Genomic DNA, 18,892 nt, shown 5'->3' on the forward strand with positions numbered 1-18,892 from the left:
TGCGAGGGCTTTATGGCTCGTACAACACCGATTAATCGCTACCGTAACATTGGTATCGTTGCTCACGTGGATGCTGGTAAAACCACCACCACCGAGCGCGTCCTTTTTTACACTGGCAAAAGTCACAAAATGGGCGAGGTGCATGACGGCGCCGCGACCACAGACTGGATGGTTCAGGAGCAGGAGCGTGGTATTACCATTACTTCTGCTGCCATTACCGCCTTCTGGCAGGGTTCCGAGAAGCAGCACAAAGACCAATACCGCTTTAACGTCATTGACACCCCGGGCCACGTTGACTTCACCATTGAAGTTGAACGTTCCCTGCGTGTGCTCGACGGCGCGGTCGTTGTGTTCTGCGGTACCTCGGGTGTTGAGCCTCAGTCGGAAACCGTATGGCGTCAAGCCAACAAATACGGCGTTCCACGTCTTGTTTACGTAAACAAGATGGACCGTGCTGGTGCGAACTTCCTGCGCGTGATCGGTCAGATCAAGCAGCGTCTGGGTCACACTCCGGTGCCAATCCAGTTGGCTATCGGTTCCGAAGACAACTTCCAGGGTCAGATCGATCTGATGGCCATGGAAGCTGTTTACTGGAATGACGCTGACAAAGGTATGGTTCCAGTTCGCAAGCCTATCCCTGCTGAGTTGCAGGAACTGGCTGACGAGTGGCGCGGCAACATGGTTGAGGCTGCGGCCGAAGCCAGCGAAGAGCTGATGAACAAGTACCTCGAAGGTGAAGAACTCACCAACGCGGAAATCAAGGCCGCTCTGCGTCAGCGTACTATCGCTGGTGAGATCGTCTTGGCTGTTTGCGGTTCTTCCTTCAAGAACAAGGGTGTTCCCCTGGTTCTCGACGCCGTTATCGATTACCTGCCTGCACCAGTGGATATTCCTGCCATCAAGGGTACTGACCCGGATGACGAGACTATCGATCTGGAGCGTCATGCAGATGATAGCGAGCCGTTCTCGGCTCTGGCTTTCAAAATCGCTACCGACCCATTCGTGGGTACTTTGACTTTCGTCCGCGTTTACTCGGGCGTGTTGGCCTCCGGCGACGGCGTGATCAACTCGGTCAAAGGCAAGAAAGAGCGCGTGGGTCGTATGGTGCAAATGCACGCGAACGCCCGTGAAGAAATCAAGGAAGTGCGCGCTGGTGACATCGCGGCCTTGATCGGCATGAAGGACGTCACCACCGGTGAGACTTTGTGCGACGCTAGCAAGCCAATCATCCTGGTTCGCATGGACTTCCCGGAGCCGGTTATTTCGGTTGCCGTAGAGCCTAAGACCAAGGATGACCAGGAAAAAATGGGTATCGCACTGGGCAAACTTGCTCAGGAAGATCCATCTTTCCGCGTCAAGACTGATGAAGAGACTGGTCAAACGATCATCTCCGGCATGGGCGAGTTGCACCTGGACATCCTGGTTGACCGGATGCGCCGTGAGTTCAACGTCGAAGCCAACATCGGTAAGCCTCAGGTTTCCTATCGTGAGCGCATCACGAAGAACTGTGAAATCGAAGGTAAGTTCGTTCGTCAATCCGGCGGTCGTGGCCAGTTCGGTCACTGCTGGATTCGTTTTGCTCCTGCTGACGAAGGTCAGGAAGGTCTGCAATTCGTGAACGAAGTAGTGGGTGGTGTGGTTCCTAAGGAATACATCCCGGCTATCCAGAAGGGTATCGAAGAGCAGATGAAGAACGGCGTTGTTGCCGGCTATCCGCTGATCGGCCTGAAGGCTACCGTGTTTGACGGTTCTTACCACGACGTCGACTCCAACGAGATGGCGTTTAAGGTGGCCGCTTCCATGGCGACCAAGCAGCTGGCCCAGAAGGGCGGTGGTGAGTTGCTTGAGCCGATCATGGCGGTAGAGGTTGTTACGCCTGAAGACTATATGGGTGACGTGATGGGCGACCTTAACCGTCGTCGCGGCATGATCCTGGGTATGGAAGATACGGTTTCCGGCAAAGTGATTCGTGCCGAGGTTCCGTTGGGTGAGATGTTCGGTTACGCAACCGACGTTCGCTCCATGTCCCAAGGTCGCGCAAGCTACTCTATGGAATTCAAAAAATACAATACGGCTCCGTCGCACATCGTCGAAACCGTTACCAAAAAACAAGGCTGATTCAGCCCCTTTAGGCTAGGAGTTAATTGTCGTGGCTAAAGAAAAATTTGACCGTACCCTCCCGCACGTCAACGTTGGCACCATCGGTCACGTCGACCACGGTAAAACCACGCTGACCGCTGCTCTGACTCGCGTCTGCTCCGAAGTTTTCGGTTCGGCTGTTGTTGCTTTCGACAAGATCGACAGCGCACCAGAAGAAAAGGCTCGTGGTATCACCATCAACACCGCACACGTTGAATACAACTCGCTGATCCGTCACTACGCTCACGTTGACTGCCCAGGTCACGCTGACTATGTGAAGAACATGATCACCGGTGCTGCTCAAATGGACGGCGCTATCCTGGTTTGTTCGGCCGCTGATGGTCCGATGCCACAAACCCGTGAGCACATCCTGCTATCCCGTCAGGTTGGCGTTCCGTACATCGTTGTCTTCCTGAACAAGGCTGACATGGTTGACGACGCTGAGCTGCTGGAACTGGTTGAGATGGAAGTGCGCGATCTGCTGAGCACTTACGACTTCCCAGGTGACGACACTCCGATCATCATCGGTTCGGCTCTGATGGCTCTGAACGGCCAAGACGACAACGAAATGGGCACCACTGCCGTTCGTAAACTGGTTGAGACTCTGGATACCTACATTCCGGATCCAGTTCGTGTTATCGACAAGCCGTTCCTGATGCCAATCGAAGACGTATTCTCGATCTCCGGTCGCGGTACTGTTGTAACTGGCCGTATTGAGCGCGGTATCGTCAAGGTTCAGGATCCACTGGAAATCGTTGGTCTGCGTGACACTACCGTCACCACCTGCACCGGTGTTGAAATGTTCCGTAAGCTGCTCGACGAAGGTCGTGCTGGCGAGAACTGCGGCGTTCTGCTGCGTGGTACCAAGCGTGACGACGTTGAGCGTGGCCAGGTTCTGGTCAAGCCAGGTTCGGTTAAGCCGCACACCACGTTCGAAGCTGAAATCTACGTGCTGAGCAAAGAAGAAGGCGGTCGTCATACTCCGTTCTTCAAAGGCTACCGTCCACAGTTCTACTTCCGGACCACTGACGTGACCGGTAACTGCGAACTGCCGGAAGGCGTTGAAATGGTAATGCCAGGCGACAACGTGAAAATGGTTGTTACCCTGATCAAAACCATCGCAATGGAAGATGGTCTGCGTTTCGCTATTCGTGAAGGCGGTCGTACCGTCGGCGCTGGCGTCGTAGCCAAAATCATCGCTTAATAAGTGATGACTTGAAAAAGCCCCCGCCTAGCGGGGGCTTTTTTATTGGGTTGACACCCATCTGGGGCGTCTATAGAATTGCGCCTCCTTTTAACGGGCGTATTGCGCTCGGTGGGAATAGCAGCCGGAGTCTGAAATCCAATGCAAAATCAGCAAATCCGTATCAGGTTGAAGGCTTTTGACCATCGCCTGATCGACCAATCCACCCAGGAAATCGTGGAAACCGCGAAACGTACTGGTGCTCAAGTGCGTGGTCCAATTCCACTGCCTACCCGTAAAGAGCGGTTCACCGTTCTGGTCTCCCCGCACGTCAACAAAGACGCGCGTGACCAGTACGAGATCCGTACTCATAAGCGCGTTCTGGACATTGTCCAGCCAACGGATAAAACCGTTGATGCTCTTATGAAGCTTGATCTTGCGGCCGGTGTGGAAGTGCAGATCAGCCTCGGCTAAGACTCGGTCTTAGTCGTGTAACGCTCTGAAATGGGCGGCCATAGCGGGTGAAAGCCCCGTACACTCATGAGGTTTACAACATGACTATTGGTGTAGTCGGTCGTAAATGCGGTATGACCCGTATTTTCACCGAAGAAGGTGTCTCCATTCCGGTCACGGTCATTGAGATCGAGCCGAATCGCGTCACCCAGTTCAAAACTGAAGAGACCGATGGCTATCGTGCAGTGCAAGTCACTGTAGGCGAGCGTCGTGCTTCGCGTGTTACAGCTGCTCAGGCTGGCCACTTCGCTAAAGCGAACGTAGCCGCTGGTCGTACCGTAATGGAATTCCGCCTTGAAGAAGGCGAGTACCAGGCCGGCGATCTGATCAACGCTGAAATCTTCGCTGCTGGTCAACTGGTTGATGTAACCGGTCAGTCCAAGGGTAAAGGCTTCCAGGGTACGATCAAGCGTTGGAACTTCCGCGGGCAAGATAATACCCACGGTAACTCCGTGTCCCACCGCGTTCCAGGCTCTATCGGCCAGTGCCAGACTCCTGGTCGTGTATTCAAGGGCAAAAAAATGTCCGGTCATATGGGCGCTGAGCGCGTGACCGTGCAGTCCCTCGAAGTAGTGCGCGTGGACGCTGAACGCAATCTGTTGTTGGTCAAGGGCGCTGTTCCTGGCGCTACTGGCGGCAACTTGGTTGTACGTCCAGCAGCCAAGGCTCGCGGTTAAGGGGAAGCTGACATGCAATTAAATGTAAATGACGCTCAAGCGATCGAAGTTTCCGAACTGACGTTTGGCGGCGAGTTCAACGAGACGCTGGTTCACCAAGCAGTCGTGGCCTACATGGCCGGCGGCCGTCAAGGTAGCAAGCAGCAAAAGACCCGTTCCGACGTTCGTGGTGGCGGTAAGCGCCCATGGCGTCAGAAAGGTACTGGCCGTGCTCGTGCCGGTACTATCCGTAGCCCAATCTGGCGTGGCGGCGGTACTACTTTCGCAGCTCGTCCTCAGGATCACACCCAGAAGCTGAACAAGAAGATGTATCGCGCAGCAATGCGTTCCATCCTTGCTGAGCTGGTGCGTACTGATCGTCTGGTTGTGGTTCAGGACTTCGCTGTTGATGCACCGAAGACCAAAGATCTGCTGAACAAACTGACCGGCATGGGCCTGACTGACGTCTTGATCGTGTCTGAAGTGGTTGATCAGAACCTGTACCTGGCTGCTCGCAACCTGCCACACGTTGATGTACGCGACGTGCAAGGTTCCGACCCAGTTAGTCTGATCGCATACGACAAGGTGTTGATCACCGTGTCGGCCGTGAAGAAATTCGAGGAGCTGCTGGGATGAACCAGGAACGCGTATTTAAAGTTCTGCTCGGCCCGCACGTTTCCGAAAAGGCTACGGTTCTGGCTGACAAAAAAGGCCAGTTCGTTTTCAAGGTTGCAACTGACGCAACCAAGCTGGAAATCAAGAAGGCCGTCGAAAGCCTGTTCAGCGTGAAAGTAGAGCGTGTTACTACCCTGAATGTTCTGGGTAAGAGCAAGCGCACTGCTCGCGGTCTGGGCAAGCGTAATGACTGGAAGAAGGCAGTTATCTCCCTTCAACCAGGCCAAGATCTCGATTTCAGCAGCAGTGCTGAGTAAGGAAGGGGTGCATCATGGCAATCGTTAAATGCAAACCGACTTCCCCTGGCCGCCGTTTTGTGGTCAAGGTGGTCAACCAGGAGCTGCATAAAGGCGCTCCTCACGCACCGCTGCTCGAGAAAAAATCGAAGACTGGTGGTCGTAACAACAATGGTCGCATTACCACTCGTCACATCGGTGGTGGCCATAAGCAGCATTATCGTCTGGTCGATTTCCGTCGCAACGACAAAGATGGCATCTCTGCCACTGTCGAGCGTATTGAATACGATCCAAACCGTACTGCTCACATCGCTCTGCTGCTGTACGCAGATGGCGAGCGTCGCTACATCATCGCCCCTAAAGGCGTGAGTGCTGGTGACCAGCTGATCGCAGGTGCCTTGGCGCCGATCAAGCCGGGCAACGCTCTGCAACTGCGTAACATTCCAGTTGGTAGCACCGTACACGGCATCGAATTGAAGCCAGGTAAAGGCGCGCAAATCGCTCGTTCCGCTGGTGCTTCGGCTCAGCTGATCGCTCGTGAAGGTGTCTACGTGACCCTGCGTCTGCGTTCTGGTGAGATGCGTAAAGTGCTGGCTGAATGCCGCGCGACCCTGGGTGAAGTCTCGAACTCCGAGCACAGCCTGCGTTCGCTGGGTAAAGCTGGTGCCAAACGCTGGCGTGGCGTTCGCCCAACCGTTCGTGGTGTTGCCATGAACCCGGTTGACCACCCACATGGTGGTGGTGAAGGTCGTACCTCTGGTGGTCGTCATCCGGTATCGCCATGGGGCTTCCCGACTAAGGGCGCGAAGACTCGTGGTAATAAGCGTACCGACAAAATGATCGTCCGTCGTCGCAAGTAAATAGAGGGATACGACAGTGCCACGTTCTCTGAAAAAAGGTCCTTTTATCGATCTTCACCTACTGAAGAAGATCGAAGTGGCGGCGGAAAAGAACGATCGCAAACCAGTTAAAACCTGGTCGCGTCGTTCGATGATCCTGCCACAAATGGTCGGTTTGACCATCGCAGTACACAACGGTCGTCAACATGTACCAGTTCTTGTGAACGAAGACATGGTCGGCCACAAACTGGGCGAGTTCGCCGGTACCCGCACTTATCGTGGGCACGTGGCAGACAAGAAAGCCAAGCGTTAAGGGGTTAGGAAATGGAAGTAGCCGCTAAGTTGTCGGGCGCTCGAATCTCCGCCCAGAAAGCCCGCTTGGTCGCCGACCAGATCCGCGGGAAGAAGGTGGGCGAAGCGCTCAACTTGTTGGCTTTCAGTAGTAAGAAAGCCGCCGAGATCATGAAGAAAGTGCTGGAGTCGGCCGTAGCCAACGCCGAGCATAACGAAGGCGCAGACGTTGATGACCTTAAGGTCAGCACCGTTTTCGTCAACGAAGGGCGTTCGCTGAAGCGCATCATGCCACGTGCCAAAGGCCGTGCTGATCGCATCGTCAAGCGGTCTTGCCATATCACTGTCAAGGTTGCTGACAAGTAACGGAGTCGAAGAGATGGGTCAGAAAGTACATCCCATTGGCATTCGCCTGGGAATCGTCAAGGAGCACACCTCCGTCTGGTACGCAGACGGTCGGACTTATGCGGACTATTTGTTCGCTGATCTGAAGGTGCGCGAGTATCTCCAAGACAAACTAAAAAGCGCGTCCGTAAGCCGTATCGATATCCATCGTCCGGCCCAAACAGCACGTATCACCATCCACACCGCTCGTCCAGGTATCGTTATCGGGAAGAAAGGTGAAGATGTTGAGAAGCTGCGTCAGGACCTGACCAAGCAAATGGGTGTGCCTGTGCACATCAATATCGAAGAAATCCGCAAGCCGGAACTCGACGGTATGTTGGTTGCGCAGAGCGTAGCTCAGCAGCTGGAGCGTCGCGTAATGTTCCGTCGCGCTATGAAGCGCGCTGTACAGAACGCCATGCGCATTGGTGCCAAAGGCATCAAAATCCAAGTGAGCGGTCGTCTCGGCGGTGCTGAAATCGCACGTACTGAATGGTATCGCGAAGGTCGTGTGCCACTGCACACCCTGCGTGCCGACATCGACTATGCCAACTACGAAGCTCACACCACTTACGGTGTGATCGGTGTAAAGGTTTGGATCTTCAAAGGCGAAGTAATTGGTGGTCGCCAAGAAGAACTGAAACCACAAGCACCAGCGCCTCGTAAAAAAGCTGCTAAGTAAGGGGTACGCCAAATGTTGCAACCAAAGCGTACGAAGTTCCGCAAGCAGATGACAGGCCACAACCGTGGTCTGGCTCAGCGCGGTAGCAAAGTCAGCTTCGGCGAGTATGCGCTGAAGTCTGTAGCTCGTGGTCGTCTCACCGCTCGTCAGATCGAGTCAGCGCGTCGCGCTCTGACCCGTCACGTTAAACGTGGCGGCAAGATCTGGATCCGTGTATTCCCGGACAAGCCTATTTCCAAAAAGCCCCTCGAAGTTCGTATGGGTAAAGGTAAGGGTTCTGTGGAGTACTGGGTTGCCCAGATTCAGCCAGGCAAAGTCCTGTATGAAATCGAGGGCGTAACTGAAGAGCTGGCGCGTGAGGCTTTTGCCCTGGCTGCTGCAAAGCTGCCGCTCGCCACCGCCTTTGTTAAACGGACGGTGATGTGATGAAAGCGAATGAACTTCGTGAAAAAGACGCGCCGCAGCTTAACGAGCAACTGCTCGGCCTGCTGCGCGACCAGTTCAATCTGCGCATGCAGAAAGCAACTGGCCAGTTGGGGCAGTCTCACCTGCTCCGGCAAGTTAAGCGTGACATCGCTCGCGTGAAGACTGTGCTCAAACAGCAGGCAGGTAAGTAATCATGGCTGAAGCCGAAAAAACCGTCCGTACGCTGACTGGCCGTGTTGTCAGCGACAAAATGGACAAGACCATCACCGTTCTGATCGAGCGTCGCGTAAAGCACCCGATCTACGGTAAATACGTTAAGCGTTCGACTAAGCTGCACGCGCACGACGAAACCAATCAGTGCCACATCGGCGACAAAGTCACTATTCGTGAAACTCGTCCGCTGGCCAAGACCAAGTCTTGGGCATTGGTTGATGTTCTCGAACGCGCTGTGGAAGTCTAAGGACTAGGGGTCGGAGAAATTATATGATTCAGACTCAATCCATGCTCGATGTGGCCGATAACAGCGGCGCTCGCCGCGTTATGTGCATCAAGGTGCTGGGTGGCTCCCATCGTCGTTACGCTGGTATCGGTGACATCATCAAAGTTACCGTGAAGGAAGCAATTCCTCGCGGTAAAGTGAAAAAAGGCCAAGTGATGACTGCTGTTGTAGTCCGCACTCGTCACGGCGTACGTCGTGCAGATGGCTCCATTATCCGCTTTGATGGCAACGCTGCTGTTCTTCTGAACAACAAGCAAGAGCCGATCGGCACCCGTATCTTTGGGCCAGTGACCCGTGAACTTCGTACTGAGAAGTTCATGAAGATCGTCTCGCTCGCCCCAGAAGTGCTGTAAGGAGATCCGACATGCAAAAGATTCGTCGTGACGACGAGATCATCGTGATCGCCGGCAAAGACAAAGGTAAGCGCGGTAAGGTGCTTAAGGTTCTCGCTAATAACCGTCTGGTTATCGGCGGTCTGAACCTGGTTAAGCGTCATACCAAGCCTAACCCGATGTCGGGCGTACAAGGCGGTATCGTCGAAAAAGAAGCTCCACTGGACGCTTCTAACGTCGCCATTTTCAACGGCGAAACCAACAAGGCAGATCGCGTTGGTTTCAAAGTAGAAGACGGCAAGAAAATTCGTGTCTTCAAGTCGACCCAAAAAGCGGTTGATGCTTGAACACTGCTAGGTAGAAGACCATGGCACGACTAAAAGAGATTTACTGGAAGGAAATCGCACCGAAGCTTAAGGAAGAACTTAAGCTTTCGAACGTGATGGAAGTTCCACGCGTTACAAAAATCACCCTGAACATGGGTCTGGGCGAAGCGGTCGGTGACAAGAAAGTCATCGAGCACGCTGTTGCCGACCTGGAAAAGATCACCGGTCAGAAAGTCGTTGTGACTTACGCTCGGAAATCCATTGCTGGCTTTAAAGTCCGTGAAGGTTGGCCGATCGGCGTCAAAGTGACCCTGCGCCGTGAGCGTATGTACGAATTCCTGGATCGTCTGCTGTCGATCTCCCTGCCTCGGGTCCGCGACTTCCGCGGCCTGAATGCCAAGTCCTTCGATGGTCGTGGTAACTACAGCATGGGCGTTAAAGAGCAGATCATTTTCCCGGAAATCGACTACGACAAGATCGATGCTCTCCGCGGTCTGGACATTACCCTGACCACCACTGCCAAGAACGATGATGAAGGTCGCGCCCTGTTGCGTGCTTTCAAATTCCCGTTCCGCAACTGATTGGAGTAGGAAAATGGCCAAGACGAGCATGAAAAACCGCGAGCTGAAACGTCAGCTCACGGTTGCCAAGTACGCCAAAAAGCGTGCAGCACTGAAAGCTATCATCGTTGATCTGAACGCAAGTCCAGAAGCGCGTTGGGAAGCTACGGTAGCTCTGCAGAAGCAGCCACGTGACGCAAGCGCTTCGCGCATGCGTAACCGCTGCCGCCTGACCGGTCGTCCACACGGTGTTTACCGCAAGTTCGGCCTCGGCCGTAACAAATTGCGTGAAGCAGCAATGCGTGGTGACGTCCCAGGTCTGGTTAAAGCCAGCTGGTAAGCACTGTCAAAGTCTCGGTGCTCGGGTTCGCAAGATCCTGACCACCGGTGACCTTGAACTTGAATCAAGCCCCTTTTGGGGCTTGATTCATTTGTGGGGTGTGTCTAGAATACTCGGCTCGCCTGAGCCCGTGCTTTTTCCGCATGGATGTCCTCGGCGACAAGTAGTAGCCGCAAGGCTAATTTTTTTGTATTAGGAGCGTCTAGCCCATGAGTATGCAGGACCCGTTAGCGGACATGCTAACTCGAATCCGTAATGCCCAGATGGCTGAAAAGTCCGTCGTAAGCATGCCATCTTCTACTTTGAAGGTAGCTGTTGCCAAAGTCCTGAAGGACGAAGGTTACATTGCGGGTTATCAGATCAGCAGCGAAATCAAACCTCTGCTGTCTATCGAGCTGAAATACTTCGAAGGCCGTCCGGTCATCGAAGAAGTGAAGCGCGTTAGCCGTCCAGGCCTGCGTCAGTACAAGTCCGTCGATGATCTGCCAAAAGTTCGTGGCGGTCTCGGTGTGTCTATCGTCTCCACCAACAAAGGTGTGATGACGGATCGTGCTGCGCGCGCTGCCGGTGTCGGCGGCGAAGTTCTTTGCACTGTGTTCTAAGGGGGGATAAGCATGTCACGCGTCGCTAAGAACCCCGTTAAGCTGCCAGCCGGTGTCGAAGTCAAATTCGCAGGCCAACAGCTTTCGGTGAAGGGTGCCAAGGGCACTCTCGAACTGAACATCCATTCGTCCGTTGAGATCGTTGAAGAAGCTGGTGAGCTGCGTTTCGCTGCTCGCAATGGCGATCAACAAACTCGCGCAATGGCTGGTACCACTCGTGCGTTGGTAAACAACATGGTCCAAGGCGTAAGCCAAGGCTTCGAGCGCAAGCTCCAGCTGGTCGGTGTTGGTTACAAAGCGCAAGCAAAAGGCACAGTGCTGAACCTGGCTCTTGGCTTCTCGCACCCAGTGGATTATGAACTGCCGGAAGGCATCACCGCTGAGACTCCTAGCCAGACCGATATCCTGATCAAGGGCATCGATAAGCAGCTGGTAGGTCAAGTGGCCGCCGAGATCCGCGACTTCCGTCCACCAGAGCCGTACAAAGGCAAAGGTGTGCGCTACGCGGACGAAGTCGTCCGTCGTAAAGAAGCCAAGAAGAAGTAGGGCATAGCAAATGACCGACAAAAAAGTTACTCGACTGCGTCGCGCTCGCAAAGCACGCCTGAAAATGCACGAACTCGAAGTCGTGCGTCTGTGCGTGTACCGCTCGTCGCAGCACATCTACGCCCAGGTCATTTCGGCCGACGGCAACAAAGTCCTGGCATCTGCCTCGACTTTGGATAAAGAACTGCGTGATGGCGCCACTGGCAACATCGACGCGGCCACTAAGGTTGGCCAGCTGGTCGCTACGCGTGCTAAAGCCGCTGGCGTCTCGCAGGTGGCTTTCGACCGCTCTGGCTTCAAGTATCACGGTCGCGTCAAGGCGCTGGCTGATGGTGCTCGTGAAGCTGGGCTGGAGTTCTAAGTTATGTCAAATAACGACCAAAAGCGCGACGAAGGCTACATTGAGAAGCTGGTTCAAGTTAATCGCGTAGCCAAAACCGTTAAAGGCGGCCGTATCTTCACTTTCACCGCGTTGACCGTGGTGGGTGATGGTAAAGGGCGTGTTGGCTTCGGCCGTGGCAAGTCACGTGAAGTGCCTGCCGCGATCCAGAAGGCAATGGAAGCTGCTCGTCGCAACATGATCCAAGTTGATCTGAACGGCACCACTCTGCAGTACGCAATGAAGTCCGGTCACGGCGCTTCGAAGGTGTACATGCAGCCTGCTTCTGAAGGTACCGGTATCATCGCTGGCGGCGCTATGCGTGCTGTCCTCGAAGTTGCTGGCGTTCAGAACGTTCTGGCCAAGTGCTACGGCTCGACTAACCCGGTAAACGTGGTTCACGCCACCTTCAAAGGTTTGAAAGCTATGCAGTCTCCTGAATCCATTGCCGCCAAGCGTGGCAAAAGCGTCAAGGAGATCTTCTGATCATGGCTACCGTTAAAGTTACGCTGATCAAAAGCATGACCGGCCGCATCCCTAACCACAAACTGTGTGTTAAGGGTCTGGGTCTGCGTCGCATCGGTCACACTGTAGAAGTACTTGATACTCCCGAGAATCGCGGGATGATCAACAAGGCTTACTACATGCTGCGTGTCGAGGGTTAATCGATGAAACTCAATGATCTGAGTCCAGCGCCGGGTTCCCGTCGCGAAAAGCATCGTCCGGGCCGTGGTATCGGTAGTGGTTTGGGCAAGACCGGTGGCCGTGGCCACAAAGGTCAGTCCTCCCGCTCCGGTGGCACCATTGCTCCAGGCTTTGAAGGCGGTCAACAGCCGCTGCATCGTCGCCTGCCGAAATTCGGTTTCGTTTCCCTGAAAGCCATGGACCGCGCAGAAGTGCGTTTGTCCGAGCTGGCTAAAGTGGAAGGCGACATCGTCACCGTGCAGTCCTTGAAAGATGCCAACGTGATCAACGTCAACGTACAGCGTGTGAAAATCATGCTGTCCGGCGAAGTGACTCGCGCTGTTACCATCGGAAAGGGAATCGGCGCCACCAAAGGTGCGCGTGCGGCTATCGAAGCAGCTGGCGGCAAGTTCGAGGAATAAATGGCTAAGCAAGGTGCTCTCTCTGCGCTCGGCAAAGGCGGTATGTCTGAACTCTGGGCTCGTCTGCGTTTTCTGTTCCTGGCGATTATCGTCTACCGAATAGGCGCACACATCCCGGTTCCAGGTATCAACCCGGACCGACTCGCGGACCTGTTTCGACAGAATGAGGGGACCATTCTTAGCTTGTTCAACATGTTTTCCGGCGGCGCGCTGGAGCGGATGAGCATCTTTGCACTGGGGATCATGCCGTACATCTCGGCATCGATCATCATGCAACTGATGACAGCCGTCAGCCCGCAGCTGGAGCAGTTGAAGAAGGAAGGTGAAGCTGGCCGTCGCAAGATCAGCCAGTACACCCGCTACGGCACTGTCGTCCTCGCTCTCGTTCAGGCAATTGGCATGTCCATTGGTCTGGCAGGGCAGGGCGTTGCGTTCACTGGTGACTTTGGCTTCCATTTCGTCGCGGTATCCACTTTTGTGGCTGGTGCGATGTTCATGATGTGGCTGGGTGAGCAGATTACTGAGCGTGGTGTTGGCAACGGTATCTCGATGTTGATTTTTTCGGGTATCGTCGCCGGTCTTCCGAGAGCGATCGGGCAGTCTTTCGAGTCTGCACGTCAGGGTGATATCAATATCTTCGCCCTGGTTGCCATCGGTTTGCTGGCAGTAGCGATTATCGGTTTCGTGGTGTTCATTGAGCGTGGTCAGCGTCGTATTGCTGTTCACTACGCCAAGCGTCAGCAGGGCCGCAAGGTCTTCGCTGCGCAGACTAGCCACTTGCCGCTGAAGGTGAACATGGCCGGTGTTATCCCGGCCATTTTCGCGAGCAGCATTTTGCTGTTCCCGGCTTCGTTGGGTGCCTGGTTCGGCCAGTCTGAAGGTATGGGCTGGTTGCAGGACATCTCGCAGTCGATCGCTCCTGGTCAGCCGTTGAATATTCTGCTGTTTAGTGCAGGGATTATTTTCTTCTGCTTCTTCTATACGGCGTTGATGTTCAATCCGAAAGACGTAGCGGAAAACCTGAAGAAGTCCGGTGCCTTTATTCCGGGCATCCGTCCAGGTGAGCAGTCTGCGCGCTACATTGATGGCGTTCTGACTCGCTTGACCATGTTCGGTGCTCTTTACATGACGGCCGTGTGTCTGCTTCCCCAGTTCCTGGTGGTTGCGGCAAACGTACCGTTCTACCTTGGCGGGACCTCGTTGCTGATCGTCGTCGTGGTTGTGATGGACTTCATGTCCCAAGTACAATCGCACCTCGTTTCGCACCAGTACGAATCCCTGATGAAGAAAGCCAACCTGAAGGGTTACGGCAGCGGCATGTTGCGCTGAGTACCCATAAGGTTCGAGGAGTTGGTGATGAAAGTTCGTGCATCGGTGAAAAAGCTGTGCCGTAACTGCAAGATTATTCGCCGCGAAGGTGTTGTTCGAGTAATTTGCAGCGCGGAACCGCGTCACAAACAGCGCCAAGGCTGAGTGTGATTGTGCTTCAAGCCCGGTAGCTAGTGCGCTACCGGGTTGATTATTTGTTATTACAGCGATATTATCTCGCGCCCTATTTCTTGGCTTCCGGGGCGTAGGTAGCTGTCAATTGGAGTCCCACTGAATGGCCCGTATTGCAGGCGTTAACATTCCAGATAACAAGCATACTGTTATCTCGCTGACCTACATCTATGGTGTTGGTCGCACTACTGCGCAGAAGATCTGTGCAGTGACTGGGGTAAACCCAGCCGCAAAGATCAAGGATCTGAGCGACGAGCAGATTGAACAGCTGCGTGGCGAAGTGGCGAAGTTCACCACTGAAGGTGACCTGCGTCGCGAAATCAACATGAAAATCAAGCGTTTGATGGACCTCGGTTGCTATCGCGGTCTGCGTCATCGTCGTGGTCTTCCAGTACGCGGTCAGCGTACCAAGACTAACGCGCGTACCCGTAAAGGTCCGCGTAAGCCGATCCGCAAGTAATCGCCCCAGCGAATCGACAGGAAATTAATCATGGCTAAACCTGCTGCTCGTCCTCGTAAAAAAGTTAAAAAGACAGTGGTTGATGGCATTGCCCACATCCATGCTTCTTTTAACAACACAATCGTGACCATCACCGACCGTCAAGGCAACGCTCTTTCCTGGGCTACCTCCGGTGGTTCGGGTTTCCGCGGTTCCCGCAAGTCCACCCCGTTCGCTGCTCAAGTAGCTGCTGAACGTGCTGGTCAAGCTGCGCTGGAATACGGTCTGAAAAACCTCGACGTCAATGTCAAAGGTCCAGGCCCAGGTCGTGAATCCGCAGTCCGCGCTTTGAACGGCTGTGGCTACAAGATCGCCAGCATCACCGACGTGACGCCAATCCCGCACAACGGGTGCCGTCCGCCGAAGAAGCGCCGCGTGTAATCCAGGAGATTGTAAAGAATGGCTCGTTACATTGGTCCAAAATGCAAACTCGCTCGTCGTGAAGGCACCGATCTCTTTCTGAAGAGCGGCGTGCGCGCGATCGAATCGAAGTGCAACATTGAAGCAGCACCTGGTATCCACGGCCAACGCCGCGGTCGCCAGTCCGATTACGGCACCCAACTGCGTGAAAAGCAGAAGGTCCGTCGTATCTACGGCGTTCTCGAGCGTCAATTCAGCGGCTACTACAAAGAAGCTGCTGGCAAGAAAGGTGCAACCGGTGAAAACCTGCTGCAACTGCTCGAATGCCGTCTGGACAACGTTGTATACCGTATGGGTTTTGGCTCTACTCGTGCCGAATCCCGTCAGCTGGTATCGCACAAATCCGTCAGCGTTAACGGTCAGACCGTAAACGTGCCGTCTTACCAGGTTCGTGCTGGTGACGTGGTCGCGATTCGCGAGAAAGCAAAGAACCAACTTCGCATTGTCCAAGCTCTCGATCTGTGTGCCCAACGTGGCCGCGTAGAATGGGTAGAAGTAGACACTGAGAAGAAGTCGGGCGTTTTTAAGAACGTTCCAGCTCGCAGTGATCTGTCCGCCGACATCAACGAAAGCCTGATTGTCGAGCTCTACTCCAAGTAAGGGCTAGAAAATAGGTGCATCCATGCAGATTTCGGTAAATGAGTTCCTGACACCCCGCCATATTGATGTGCAGGTTGTCAGTCCAACCCGCGCCAAGATCACTCTCGAGCCTCTCGAGCGTGGTTTCGGCCACACCCTGGGCAACGCGCTGCGACGCATCCTGTTGTCCTCAATGCCCGGCTGTGCAGTAGTCGAGGCCGAGATTGACGGTGTGCTCCATGAGTACAGCGCCATCGAAGGCGTACAGGAAGACGTAATTGAAATCCTGTTGAACCTTAAAGGTCTGGCTATCAAGCTGCACGGTCGTGACGAAGTTACGCTGACCTTGTCGAAGAAGGGTTCGGGGGTGGTTACCGCTGCCGATATTCAGCTGGATCATGATGTCGAGATCGTTAACCCCGATCACGTAATCGCTAACCTGGCGTCTAACGGCGCCTTGAACATGAAGCTCACCGTAGCTCGTGGTCGTGGTTATGAACCGGCGGATTCGCGTCAGAGCGATGAAGATGAAAGCCGCAGCATCGGTCGCTTGCAGCTTGACTCTTCGTTCAGCCCGGTTCGCCGTATCGCATACGTGGTGGAAAACGCCCGTGTCGAACAGCGCACTAACCTGGACAAGCTGGTTATTGATCTGGAAACCAACGGTACCCTGGATCCTGAAGAGGCTATCCGCCGCGCTGCAACCATTCTGCAACAGCAGTTGGCTGCGTTCGTCGACCTCAAAGGTGACAGTGAGCCAGTGGTTATCGAGCAGGAAGACGAGATCGATCCGATCCTGCTTCGCCCGGTTGACGATCTGGAACTGACTGTACGTTCGGCTAACTGCCTTAAGGCGGAAAACATCTACTACATCGGTGACCTGATTCAGCGTACCGAAGTAGAGCTGTTGAAGACTCCGAACCTTGGCAAGAAATCCTTGACTGAAATCAAGGACGTTCTGGCCTCCCGCGGTCTGTCCCTCGGCATGCGCCTCGACAACTGGCCGCCTGCAAGTCTTAAGAAGGACGACAAGGCGACAGCCTGATCGTCGTAATCACCGAACGTTGTGTTTGGTAAGGAATGAACCATGCGTCATCGTAAAAGTGGTCGTCACCTGAGCCGCACCAGCTCGCACCGCAAGGCCATGTTTCAAAACATGGCGGTGTCGCTGTTCGAGCACGAGCTGATCAAAACTACACTGCCAAAAGCTAAAGAACTGCGTCGCGTTGCTGAGCCGCTGATCACTTTGGCCAAGACAGACAGCCTGGCTAACCGCCGTCTGGCTTTCGACCGTACTCGTTCGAAAGCTATCGTAGGTAAGCTCTTCAACGACCTGGGCAAGCGTTACGCTACCCGTGAGGGTGGCTACCTGCGCATCCTCAAGTGCGGTTTCCGCACTGGCGACAACGCGCCTATGGCGTACGTCGAGTTGGTTGATCGTCCTGCCGGCGGTGAAGCTGTATCCGCTGAGTAAGACGTCAGAAACGAAGAGCCGGGCCTAGTGCCCGGTTTTTTGTGCGCGTATGAAAAGTGTGCTGTTAGTAATTTTCTATCGATGCTTATAGGTTAATGAATTTGTAGGTGTAACGTTGCTGATCAATACTTCCTCTCAGCCGATAGACGGCAGCTTAAGACAGAGGAAGAGATCGCATGAGCCAAAACAAGATACTTACCACCGCCAGTGGCGCTCCTGTCGCCGACAACCAGAATTCCCGCTCTGCCGGCCCTCGTGGCCCGTTGCTGCTCGACGACTTCCACTTGATCGAGAAGCTCGCCCACTTCAACCGTGAAAACATCCCGGAGCGCCGTGTCCATGCCAAGGGTTCGGGTGCTTACGGTACGTTCACTGTTACGCGCGACATCACCCAATACACCAGTGCCAAACTGTTCGAATCCGTCGGCAAACAAACTCCAACGTTCTTGCGGTTTTCCACCGTAGGCGGGGAACGCGGCTCGGCCGATACCGAGCGTGATCCGCGCGGTTTCGCCCTGAAGTTCTACACCGAAGAAGGTAATTGGGACATCGTTGGCAACAACACGCCGGTGTTCTTCATTCGCGATCCGCTTAAATTTCCAGACTTCATTCACACCCAGAAGCGCCTGCCGCAAAGCAATCTGAAAAGCGCGCAGATGATGTGGGACTTTTGGTCGCACTCGCCTGAGGCGCTGCACCAGGTCACCATCCTGTTTTCGGACCGCGGCATTCCCGACGGCTACCGTCATATGCATGGCTTCGGCAGTCACACCTACAGCCTGATAAGTGCCAGTGGCGAGCGTCATTGGGTGAAGTGGCACTACAAGACTCAGCAAGGGATCAAGAACCTTGCGCCGGCAGACGCCGCGCGGTTGGCTGGGACGGATCCGGATTACGCGCAGCGCGACTTGTTCGAGGCAATCGAACGCGGTGACTTCCCGAAATGGCGCGTGTGCATCCAGATCATGTCAGAGGCCCAGGCTGCGGGGCACTACGAGAACCCCTTCGACGTGACCAAGACCTGGTCGCAGAAAGAGTTTCCACTGATTGAAATTGGCGAACTTGAGCTCAACCGCAATCCGCTGAACTATTTCGCTGAAGTCGAGCAAGCCGCGTTCGGTCCGAGCAACATGGTGCCGGGCGTAGGTCTGTCGCCAGATCGCATGCTGCAAGGTCGTGTGTTCGCTTACGCCGATGCGCACCGCTACCGTATCGGCACCAACCACCAGCATCTGCCGGTGAATGCGCCGCGCAGCCCGGTCAACAGCTACCAGCGTGACGGCTCCATGGCCTTTGGCAGTAATGGTGGTGCAGCGCCGAACTACGAGCCGAACAGCTACGTCGATTCGCCCAAGCAAGCACCTCGCTACGCCGAGCCTGCTTTGGCGCTTAGCGGTGCGGCAGACCGCTATGACCATCGTGAAGACACCGATTACTACAGCCACGCCGGTGCGCTGTTCCGACTGATGAGTGACGAGCAAAAGGCGCTGCTGGTCAACAACATTGCCGGCGCGATGGCGGGTGTATCCAGCGATGTGGTTGATCGCCAGTTGCAGCATTTCTTCAAGGCCGATCCGGTGTATGGAGAAGCAATCGCAAAGGCACTCAACGTACAGCTTAACGAAGTCTAAACGAGAAGCAGAACCGCCCTCATTTGGGCGGTTTTGGCGTTATTTGAACTACTTTTCTCAGAATATCTTCGCTTT

General features: G+C 54.6%; 31 protein-coding genes. All 31 read left to right on the forward strand.

Annotation, left to right across the window (positions count from 1 at the left end):
• Nucleotides 1-12 precede the first annotated feature (12 nt).
• The 31 genes from fusA (at nt 13) to ACYZT4_RS24030 (ending at nt 18,817) form a co-directional block, all read left to right on the forward strand.
• On the forward strand, nt 13-2,118 hold the full coding sequence (gene fusA, locus ACYZT4_RS23880; protein ID WP_461983272.1) for an elongation factor G: 2,106 nt from the start codon (nt 13-15) through the stop codon (nt 2,116-2,118).
• Between the two features lie 31 nt (nt 2,119-2,149).
• The gene (gene tuf, locus ACYZT4_RS23885) at nt 2,150-3,343 is read left to right on the forward strand and encodes an elongation factor Tu (protein ID WP_461983274.1); all 1,194 of its coding nucleotides are present in this window, start codon (nt 2,150-2,152) and stop codon (nt 3,341-3,343) included.
• 141 nt (nt 3,344-3,484) lie between these two features.
• Complete coding sequence (gene rpsJ / locus ACYZT4_RS23890; RefSeq protein ID WP_003186070.1) at nt 3,485-3,796, forward strand: 30S ribosomal protein S10; 312 nt, start codon at nt 3,485-3,487, stop codon at nt 3,794-3,796.
• 80 nt (nt 3,797-3,876) lie between these two features.
• Complete coding sequence (gene rplC, locus ACYZT4_RS23895; RefSeq protein WP_003186059.1) at nt 3,877-4,512, forward strand: 50S ribosomal protein L3; 636 nt, start codon at nt 3,877-3,879, stop codon at nt 4,510-4,512.
• Between the two features lie 12 nt (nt 4,513-4,524).
• Nucleotides 4,525-5,127, forward strand: a complete 603-nt coding sequence (rplD, locus tag ACYZT4_RS23900; RefSeq protein ID WP_007896707.1) for a 50S ribosomal protein L4 — start codon at nt 4,525-4,527, stop codon at nt 5,125-5,127.
• Nucleotides 5,124-5,423, forward strand: coding sequence for a 50S ribosomal protein L23 (gene rplW / locus ACYZT4_RS23905; protein WP_002555488.1), 300 nt, complete (start codon nt 5,124-5,126; stop codon nt 5,421-5,423). Before rplD ends, rplW begins: the two co-directional genes overlap by 4 nt.
• A gap of 14 nt (nt 5,424-5,437) precedes the next feature.
• A complete protein-coding gene (gene rplB / locus ACYZT4_RS23910; protein WP_003176423.1) occupies nt 5,438-6,262 on the forward strand; it encodes a 50S ribosomal protein L2 in 825 nt (274 codons plus the stop codon).
• A 16-nt stretch (nt 6,263-6,278) separates the two neighbouring features.
• Nucleotides 6,279-6,554 (forward strand): 30S ribosomal protein S19, encoded by a 276-nt coding sequence (gene rpsS, locus ACYZT4_RS23915; RefSeq protein ID WP_002555486.1) that lies wholly within the window; start codon nt 6,279-6,281, stop codon nt 6,552-6,554.
• A gap of 11 nt (nt 6,555-6,565) precedes the next feature.
• Complete coding sequence (gene rplV, locus ACYZT4_RS23920) at nt 6,566-6,898, forward strand: 50S ribosomal protein L22 (RefSeq protein ID WP_003103908.1); 333 nt, start codon at nt 6,566-6,568, stop codon at nt 6,896-6,898.
• Nucleotides 6,899-6,911: 13 nt separating this feature from the next.
• Nucleotides 6,912-7,598 carry a 30S ribosomal protein S3 gene (gene rpsC, locus ACYZT4_RS23925; RefSeq protein WP_003176422.1) on the forward strand — a complete coding sequence of 229 codons (687 nt, stop codon included), beginning with the start codon at nt 6,912-6,914 and terminating at the stop codon, nt 7,596-7,598.
• 12 nt (nt 7,599-7,610) lie between these two features.
• Nucleotides 7,611-8,024: a 50S ribosomal protein L16 gene (gene rplP, locus ACYZT4_RS23930; protein ID WP_045057467.1), complete on the forward strand. Its 414-nt coding sequence runs from the start codon at nt 7,611-7,613 to the stop codon at nt 8,022-8,024.
• A complete protein-coding gene (gene rpmC, locus ACYZT4_RS23935; RefSeq protein ID WP_008030901.1) occupies nt 8,024-8,215 on the forward strand; it encodes a 50S ribosomal protein L29 in 192 nt (63 codons plus the stop codon). Before rplP ends, rpmC begins: the two co-directional genes overlap by 1 nt.
• 2 nt (nt 8,216-8,217) lie before the next feature.
• A complete protein-coding gene (gene rpsQ / locus ACYZT4_RS23940) occupies nt 8,218-8,484 on the forward strand; it encodes a 30S ribosomal protein S17 (RefSeq protein ID WP_003176419.1) in 267 nt (88 codons plus the stop codon).
• A gap of 23 nt (nt 8,485-8,507) precedes the next feature.
• Complete coding sequence (gene rplN / locus ACYZT4_RS23945; RefSeq protein WP_002555479.1) at nt 8,508-8,876, forward strand: 50S ribosomal protein L14; 369 nt, start codon at nt 8,508-8,510, stop codon at nt 8,874-8,876.
• 11 nt (nt 8,877-8,887) lie between these two features.
• Nucleotides 8,888-9,202, forward strand: a complete 315-nt coding sequence (gene rplX, locus ACYZT4_RS23950; protein WP_003176416.1) for a 50S ribosomal protein L24 — start codon at nt 8,888-8,890, stop codon at nt 9,200-9,202.
• Between the two features lie 20 nt (nt 9,203-9,222).
• Nucleotides 9,223-9,762 carry a 50S ribosomal protein L5 gene (gene rplE, locus ACYZT4_RS23955; protein ID WP_003176415.1) on the forward strand — a complete coding sequence of 180 codons (540 nt, stop codon included), beginning with the start codon at nt 9,223-9,225 and terminating at the stop codon, nt 9,760-9,762.
• Nucleotides 9,763-9,775: 13 nt separating this feature from the next.
• Entirely contained in the window at nt 9,776-10,081 is a 306-nt protein-coding gene (gene rpsN / locus ACYZT4_RS23960) for a 30S ribosomal protein S14 (protein WP_095109687.1), read from the forward strand.
• A 209-nt stretch (nt 10,082-10,290) separates the two neighbouring features.
• Nucleotides 10,291-10,683: a 30S ribosomal protein S8 gene (gene rpsH, locus ACYZT4_RS23965; RefSeq protein ID WP_003186040.1), complete on the forward strand. Its 393-nt coding sequence runs from the start codon at nt 10,291-10,293 to the stop codon at nt 10,681-10,683.
• 12 nt (nt 10,684-10,695) lie between these two features.
• On the forward strand, nt 10,696-11,229 hold the full coding sequence (rplF, locus tag ACYZT4_RS23970; RefSeq protein WP_003176412.1) for a 50S ribosomal protein L6: 534 nt from the start codon (nt 10,696-10,698) through the stop codon (nt 11,227-11,229).
• A 10-nt stretch (nt 11,230-11,239) separates the two neighbouring features.
• Nucleotides 11,240-11,590: a 50S ribosomal protein L18 gene (gene rplR / locus ACYZT4_RS23975; RefSeq protein WP_461983281.1), complete on the forward strand. Its 351-nt coding sequence runs from the start codon at nt 11,240-11,242 to the stop codon at nt 11,588-11,590.
• 3 nt (nt 11,591-11,593) lie between these two features.
• Complete coding sequence (gene rpsE / locus ACYZT4_RS23980) at nt 11,594-12,094, forward strand: 30S ribosomal protein S5 (protein ID WP_007943782.1); 501 nt, start codon at nt 11,594-11,596, stop codon at nt 12,092-12,094.
• Between the two features lie 2 nt (nt 12,095-12,096).
• Nucleotides 12,097-12,273, forward strand: a complete 177-nt coding sequence (gene rpmD / locus ACYZT4_RS23985; RefSeq protein WP_003186033.1) for a 50S ribosomal protein L30 — start codon at nt 12,097-12,099, stop codon at nt 12,271-12,273.
• Between the two features lie 3 nt (nt 12,274-12,276).
• Nucleotides 12,277-12,714, forward strand: coding sequence for a 50S ribosomal protein L15 (rplO, locus tag ACYZT4_RS23990; RefSeq protein ID WP_007896782.1), 438 nt, complete (start codon nt 12,277-12,279; stop codon nt 12,712-12,714).
• Nucleotides 12,715-14,043, forward strand: a complete 1,329-nt coding sequence (gene secY, locus ACYZT4_RS23995) for a preprotein translocase subunit SecY (RefSeq protein WP_003228718.1) — start codon at nt 12,715-12,717, stop codon at nt 14,041-14,043.
• Nucleotides 14,044-14,070: 27 nt separating this feature from the next.
• Complete coding sequence (rpmJ, locus tag ACYZT4_RS24000) at nt 14,071-14,187, forward strand: 50S ribosomal protein L36 (protein ID WP_002555468.1); 117 nt, start codon at nt 14,071-14,073, stop codon at nt 14,185-14,187.
• Nucleotides 14,188-14,317: 130 nt separating this feature from the next.
• Nucleotides 14,318-14,674 carry a 30S ribosomal protein S13 gene (gene rpsM / locus ACYZT4_RS24005; protein WP_003186020.1) on the forward strand — a complete coding sequence of 119 codons (357 nt, stop codon included), beginning with the start codon at nt 14,318-14,320 and terminating at the stop codon, nt 14,672-14,674.
• Nucleotides 14,675-14,704: 30 nt separating this feature from the next.
• Complete coding sequence (gene rpsK, locus ACYZT4_RS24010) at nt 14,705-15,094, forward strand: 30S ribosomal protein S11 (protein WP_002555466.1); 390 nt, start codon at nt 14,705-14,707, stop codon at nt 15,092-15,094.
• Between the two features lie 18 nt (nt 15,095-15,112).
• The gene (gene rpsD / locus ACYZT4_RS24015) at nt 15,113-15,733 is read left to right on the forward strand and encodes a 30S ribosomal protein S4 (RefSeq protein ID WP_003210056.1); all 621 of its coding nucleotides are present in this window, start codon (nt 15,113-15,115) and stop codon (nt 15,731-15,733) included.
• 22 nt (nt 15,734-15,755) lie between these two features.
• Complete coding sequence (locus ACYZT4_RS24020) at nt 15,756-16,757, forward strand: DNA-directed RNA polymerase subunit alpha (RefSeq protein ID WP_003176403.1); 1,002 nt, start codon at nt 15,756-15,758, stop codon at nt 16,755-16,757.
• A gap of 42 nt (nt 16,758-16,799) precedes the next feature.
• Nucleotides 16,800-17,186 carry a 50S ribosomal protein L17 gene (gene rplQ, locus ACYZT4_RS24025; protein ID WP_008145500.1) on the forward strand — a complete coding sequence of 129 codons (387 nt, stop codon included), beginning with the start codon at nt 16,800-16,802 and terminating at the stop codon, nt 17,184-17,186.
• 176 nt (nt 17,187-17,362) lie between these two features.
• Nucleotides 17,363-18,817, forward strand: coding sequence for a catalase (locus ACYZT4_RS24030; RefSeq protein ID WP_461983284.1), 1,455 nt, complete (start codon nt 17,363-17,365; stop codon nt 18,815-18,817).
• The last annotated feature ends 75 nt before the right edge of the window (nt 18,818-18,892 follow it).

The organism is Pseudomonas sp. GB2N2 (assembly GCF_054897705.1).

Bases quoted from the DNA above. Each gene is read 5' to 3' on its own strand.
- fusA (WP_461983272.1), top strand. From the start codon at position 13: ATGGCTCGTACAACACCGATTAATCGCTACCGTAACATTGGTATCGTT.
- rpsJ (WP_003186070.1), top strand. From the start codon at position 3,485: ATGCAAAATCAGCAAATCCGTATCAGGTTGAAGGCTTTTGACCATCGC.
- rplC (WP_003186059.1), top strand. From the start codon at position 3,877: ATGACTATTGGTGTAGTCGGTCGTAAATGCGGTATGACCCGTATTTTC.
- rplD (WP_007896707.1), top strand. From the start codon at position 4,525: ATGCAATTAAATGTAAATGACGCTCAAGCGATCGAAGTTTCCGAACTG.
- rplW (WP_002555488.1), top strand. From the start codon at position 5,124: ATGAACCAGGAACGCGTATTTAAAGTTCTGCTCGGCCCGCACGTTTCC.
- rplB (WP_003176423.1), top strand. From the start codon at position 5,438: ATGGCAATCGTTAAATGCAAACCGACTTCCCCTGGCCGCCGTTTTGTG.
- rplV (WP_003103908.1), top strand. From the start codon at position 6,566: ATGGAAGTAGCCGCTAAGTTGTCGGGCGCTCGAATCTCCGCCCAGAAA.
- rpsC (WP_003176422.1), top strand. From the start codon at position 6,912: ATGGGTCAGAAAGTACATCCCATTGGCATTCGCCTGGGAATCGTCAAG.
- rplP (WP_045057467.1), top strand. From the start codon at position 7,611: ATGTTGCAACCAAAGCGTACGAAGTTCCGCAAGCAGATGACAGGCCAC.
- rpmC (WP_008030901.1), top strand. From the start codon at position 8,024: ATGAAAGCGAATGAACTTCGTGAAAAAGACGCGCCGCAGCTTAACGAG.
- rpsQ (WP_003176419.1), top strand. From the start codon at position 8,218: ATGGCTGAAGCCGAAAAAACCGTCCGTACGCTGACTGGCCGTGTTGTC.
- rplN (WP_002555479.1), top strand. From the start codon at position 8,508: ATGATTCAGACTCAATCCATGCTCGATGTGGCCGATAACAGCGGCGCT.
- rplX (WP_003176416.1), top strand. From the start codon at position 8,888: ATGCAAAAGATTCGTCGTGACGACGAGATCATCGTGATCGCCGGCAAA.
- rplE (WP_003176415.1), top strand. From the start codon at position 9,223: ATGGCACGACTAAAAGAGATTTACTGGAAGGAAATCGCACCGAAGCTT.
- rpsN (WP_095109687.1), top strand. From the start codon at position 9,776: ATGGCCAAGACGAGCATGAAAAACCGCGAGCTGAAACGTCAGCTCACG.
- rpsH (WP_003186040.1), top strand. From the start codon at position 10,291: ATGAGTATGCAGGACCCGTTAGCGGACATGCTAACTCGAATCCGTAAT.
- rplF (WP_003176412.1), top strand. From the start codon at position 10,696: ATGTCACGCGTCGCTAAGAACCCCGTTAAGCTGCCAGCCGGTGTCGAA.
- rplR (WP_461983281.1), top strand. From the start codon at position 11,240: ATGACCGACAAAAAAGTTACTCGACTGCGTCGCGCTCGCAAAGCACGC.
- rpsE (WP_007943782.1), top strand. From the start codon at position 11,594: ATGTCAAATAACGACCAAAAGCGCGACGAAGGCTACATTGAGAAGCTG.
- rpmD (WP_003186033.1), top strand. From the start codon at position 12,097: ATGGCTACCGTTAAAGTTACGCTGATCAAAAGCATGACCGGCCGCATC.
- rplO (WP_007896782.1), top strand. From the start codon at position 12,277: ATGAAACTCAATGATCTGAGTCCAGCGCCGGGTTCCCGTCGCGAAAAG.
- secY (WP_003228718.1), top strand. From the start codon at position 12,715: ATGGCTAAGCAAGGTGCTCTCTCTGCGCTCGGCAAAGGCGGTATGTCT.
- rpmJ (WP_002555468.1), top strand. From the start codon at position 14,071: ATGAAAGTTCGTGCATCGGTGAAAAAGCTGTGCCGTAACTGCAAGATT.
- rpsM (WP_003186020.1), top strand. From the start codon at position 14,318: ATGGCCCGTATTGCAGGCGTTAACATTCCAGATAACAAGCATACTGTT.
- rpsK (WP_002555466.1), top strand. From the start codon at position 14,705: ATGGCTAAACCTGCTGCTCGTCCTCGTAAAAAAGTTAAAAAGACAGTG.
- rpsD (WP_003210056.1), top strand. From the start codon at position 15,113: ATGGCTCGTTACATTGGTCCAAAATGCAAACTCGCTCGTCGTGAAGGC.
- ACYZT4_RS24020 (WP_003176403.1), top strand. From the start codon at position 15,756: ATGCAGATTTCGGTAAATGAGTTCCTGACACCCCGCCATATTGATGTG.
- rplQ (WP_008145500.1), top strand. From the start codon at position 16,800: ATGCGTCATCGTAAAAGTGGTCGTCACCTGAGCCGCACCAGCTCGCAC.
- ACYZT4_RS24030 (WP_461983284.1), top strand. From the start codon at position 17,363: ATGAGCCAAAACAAGATACTTACCACCGCCAGTGGCGCTCCTGTCGCC.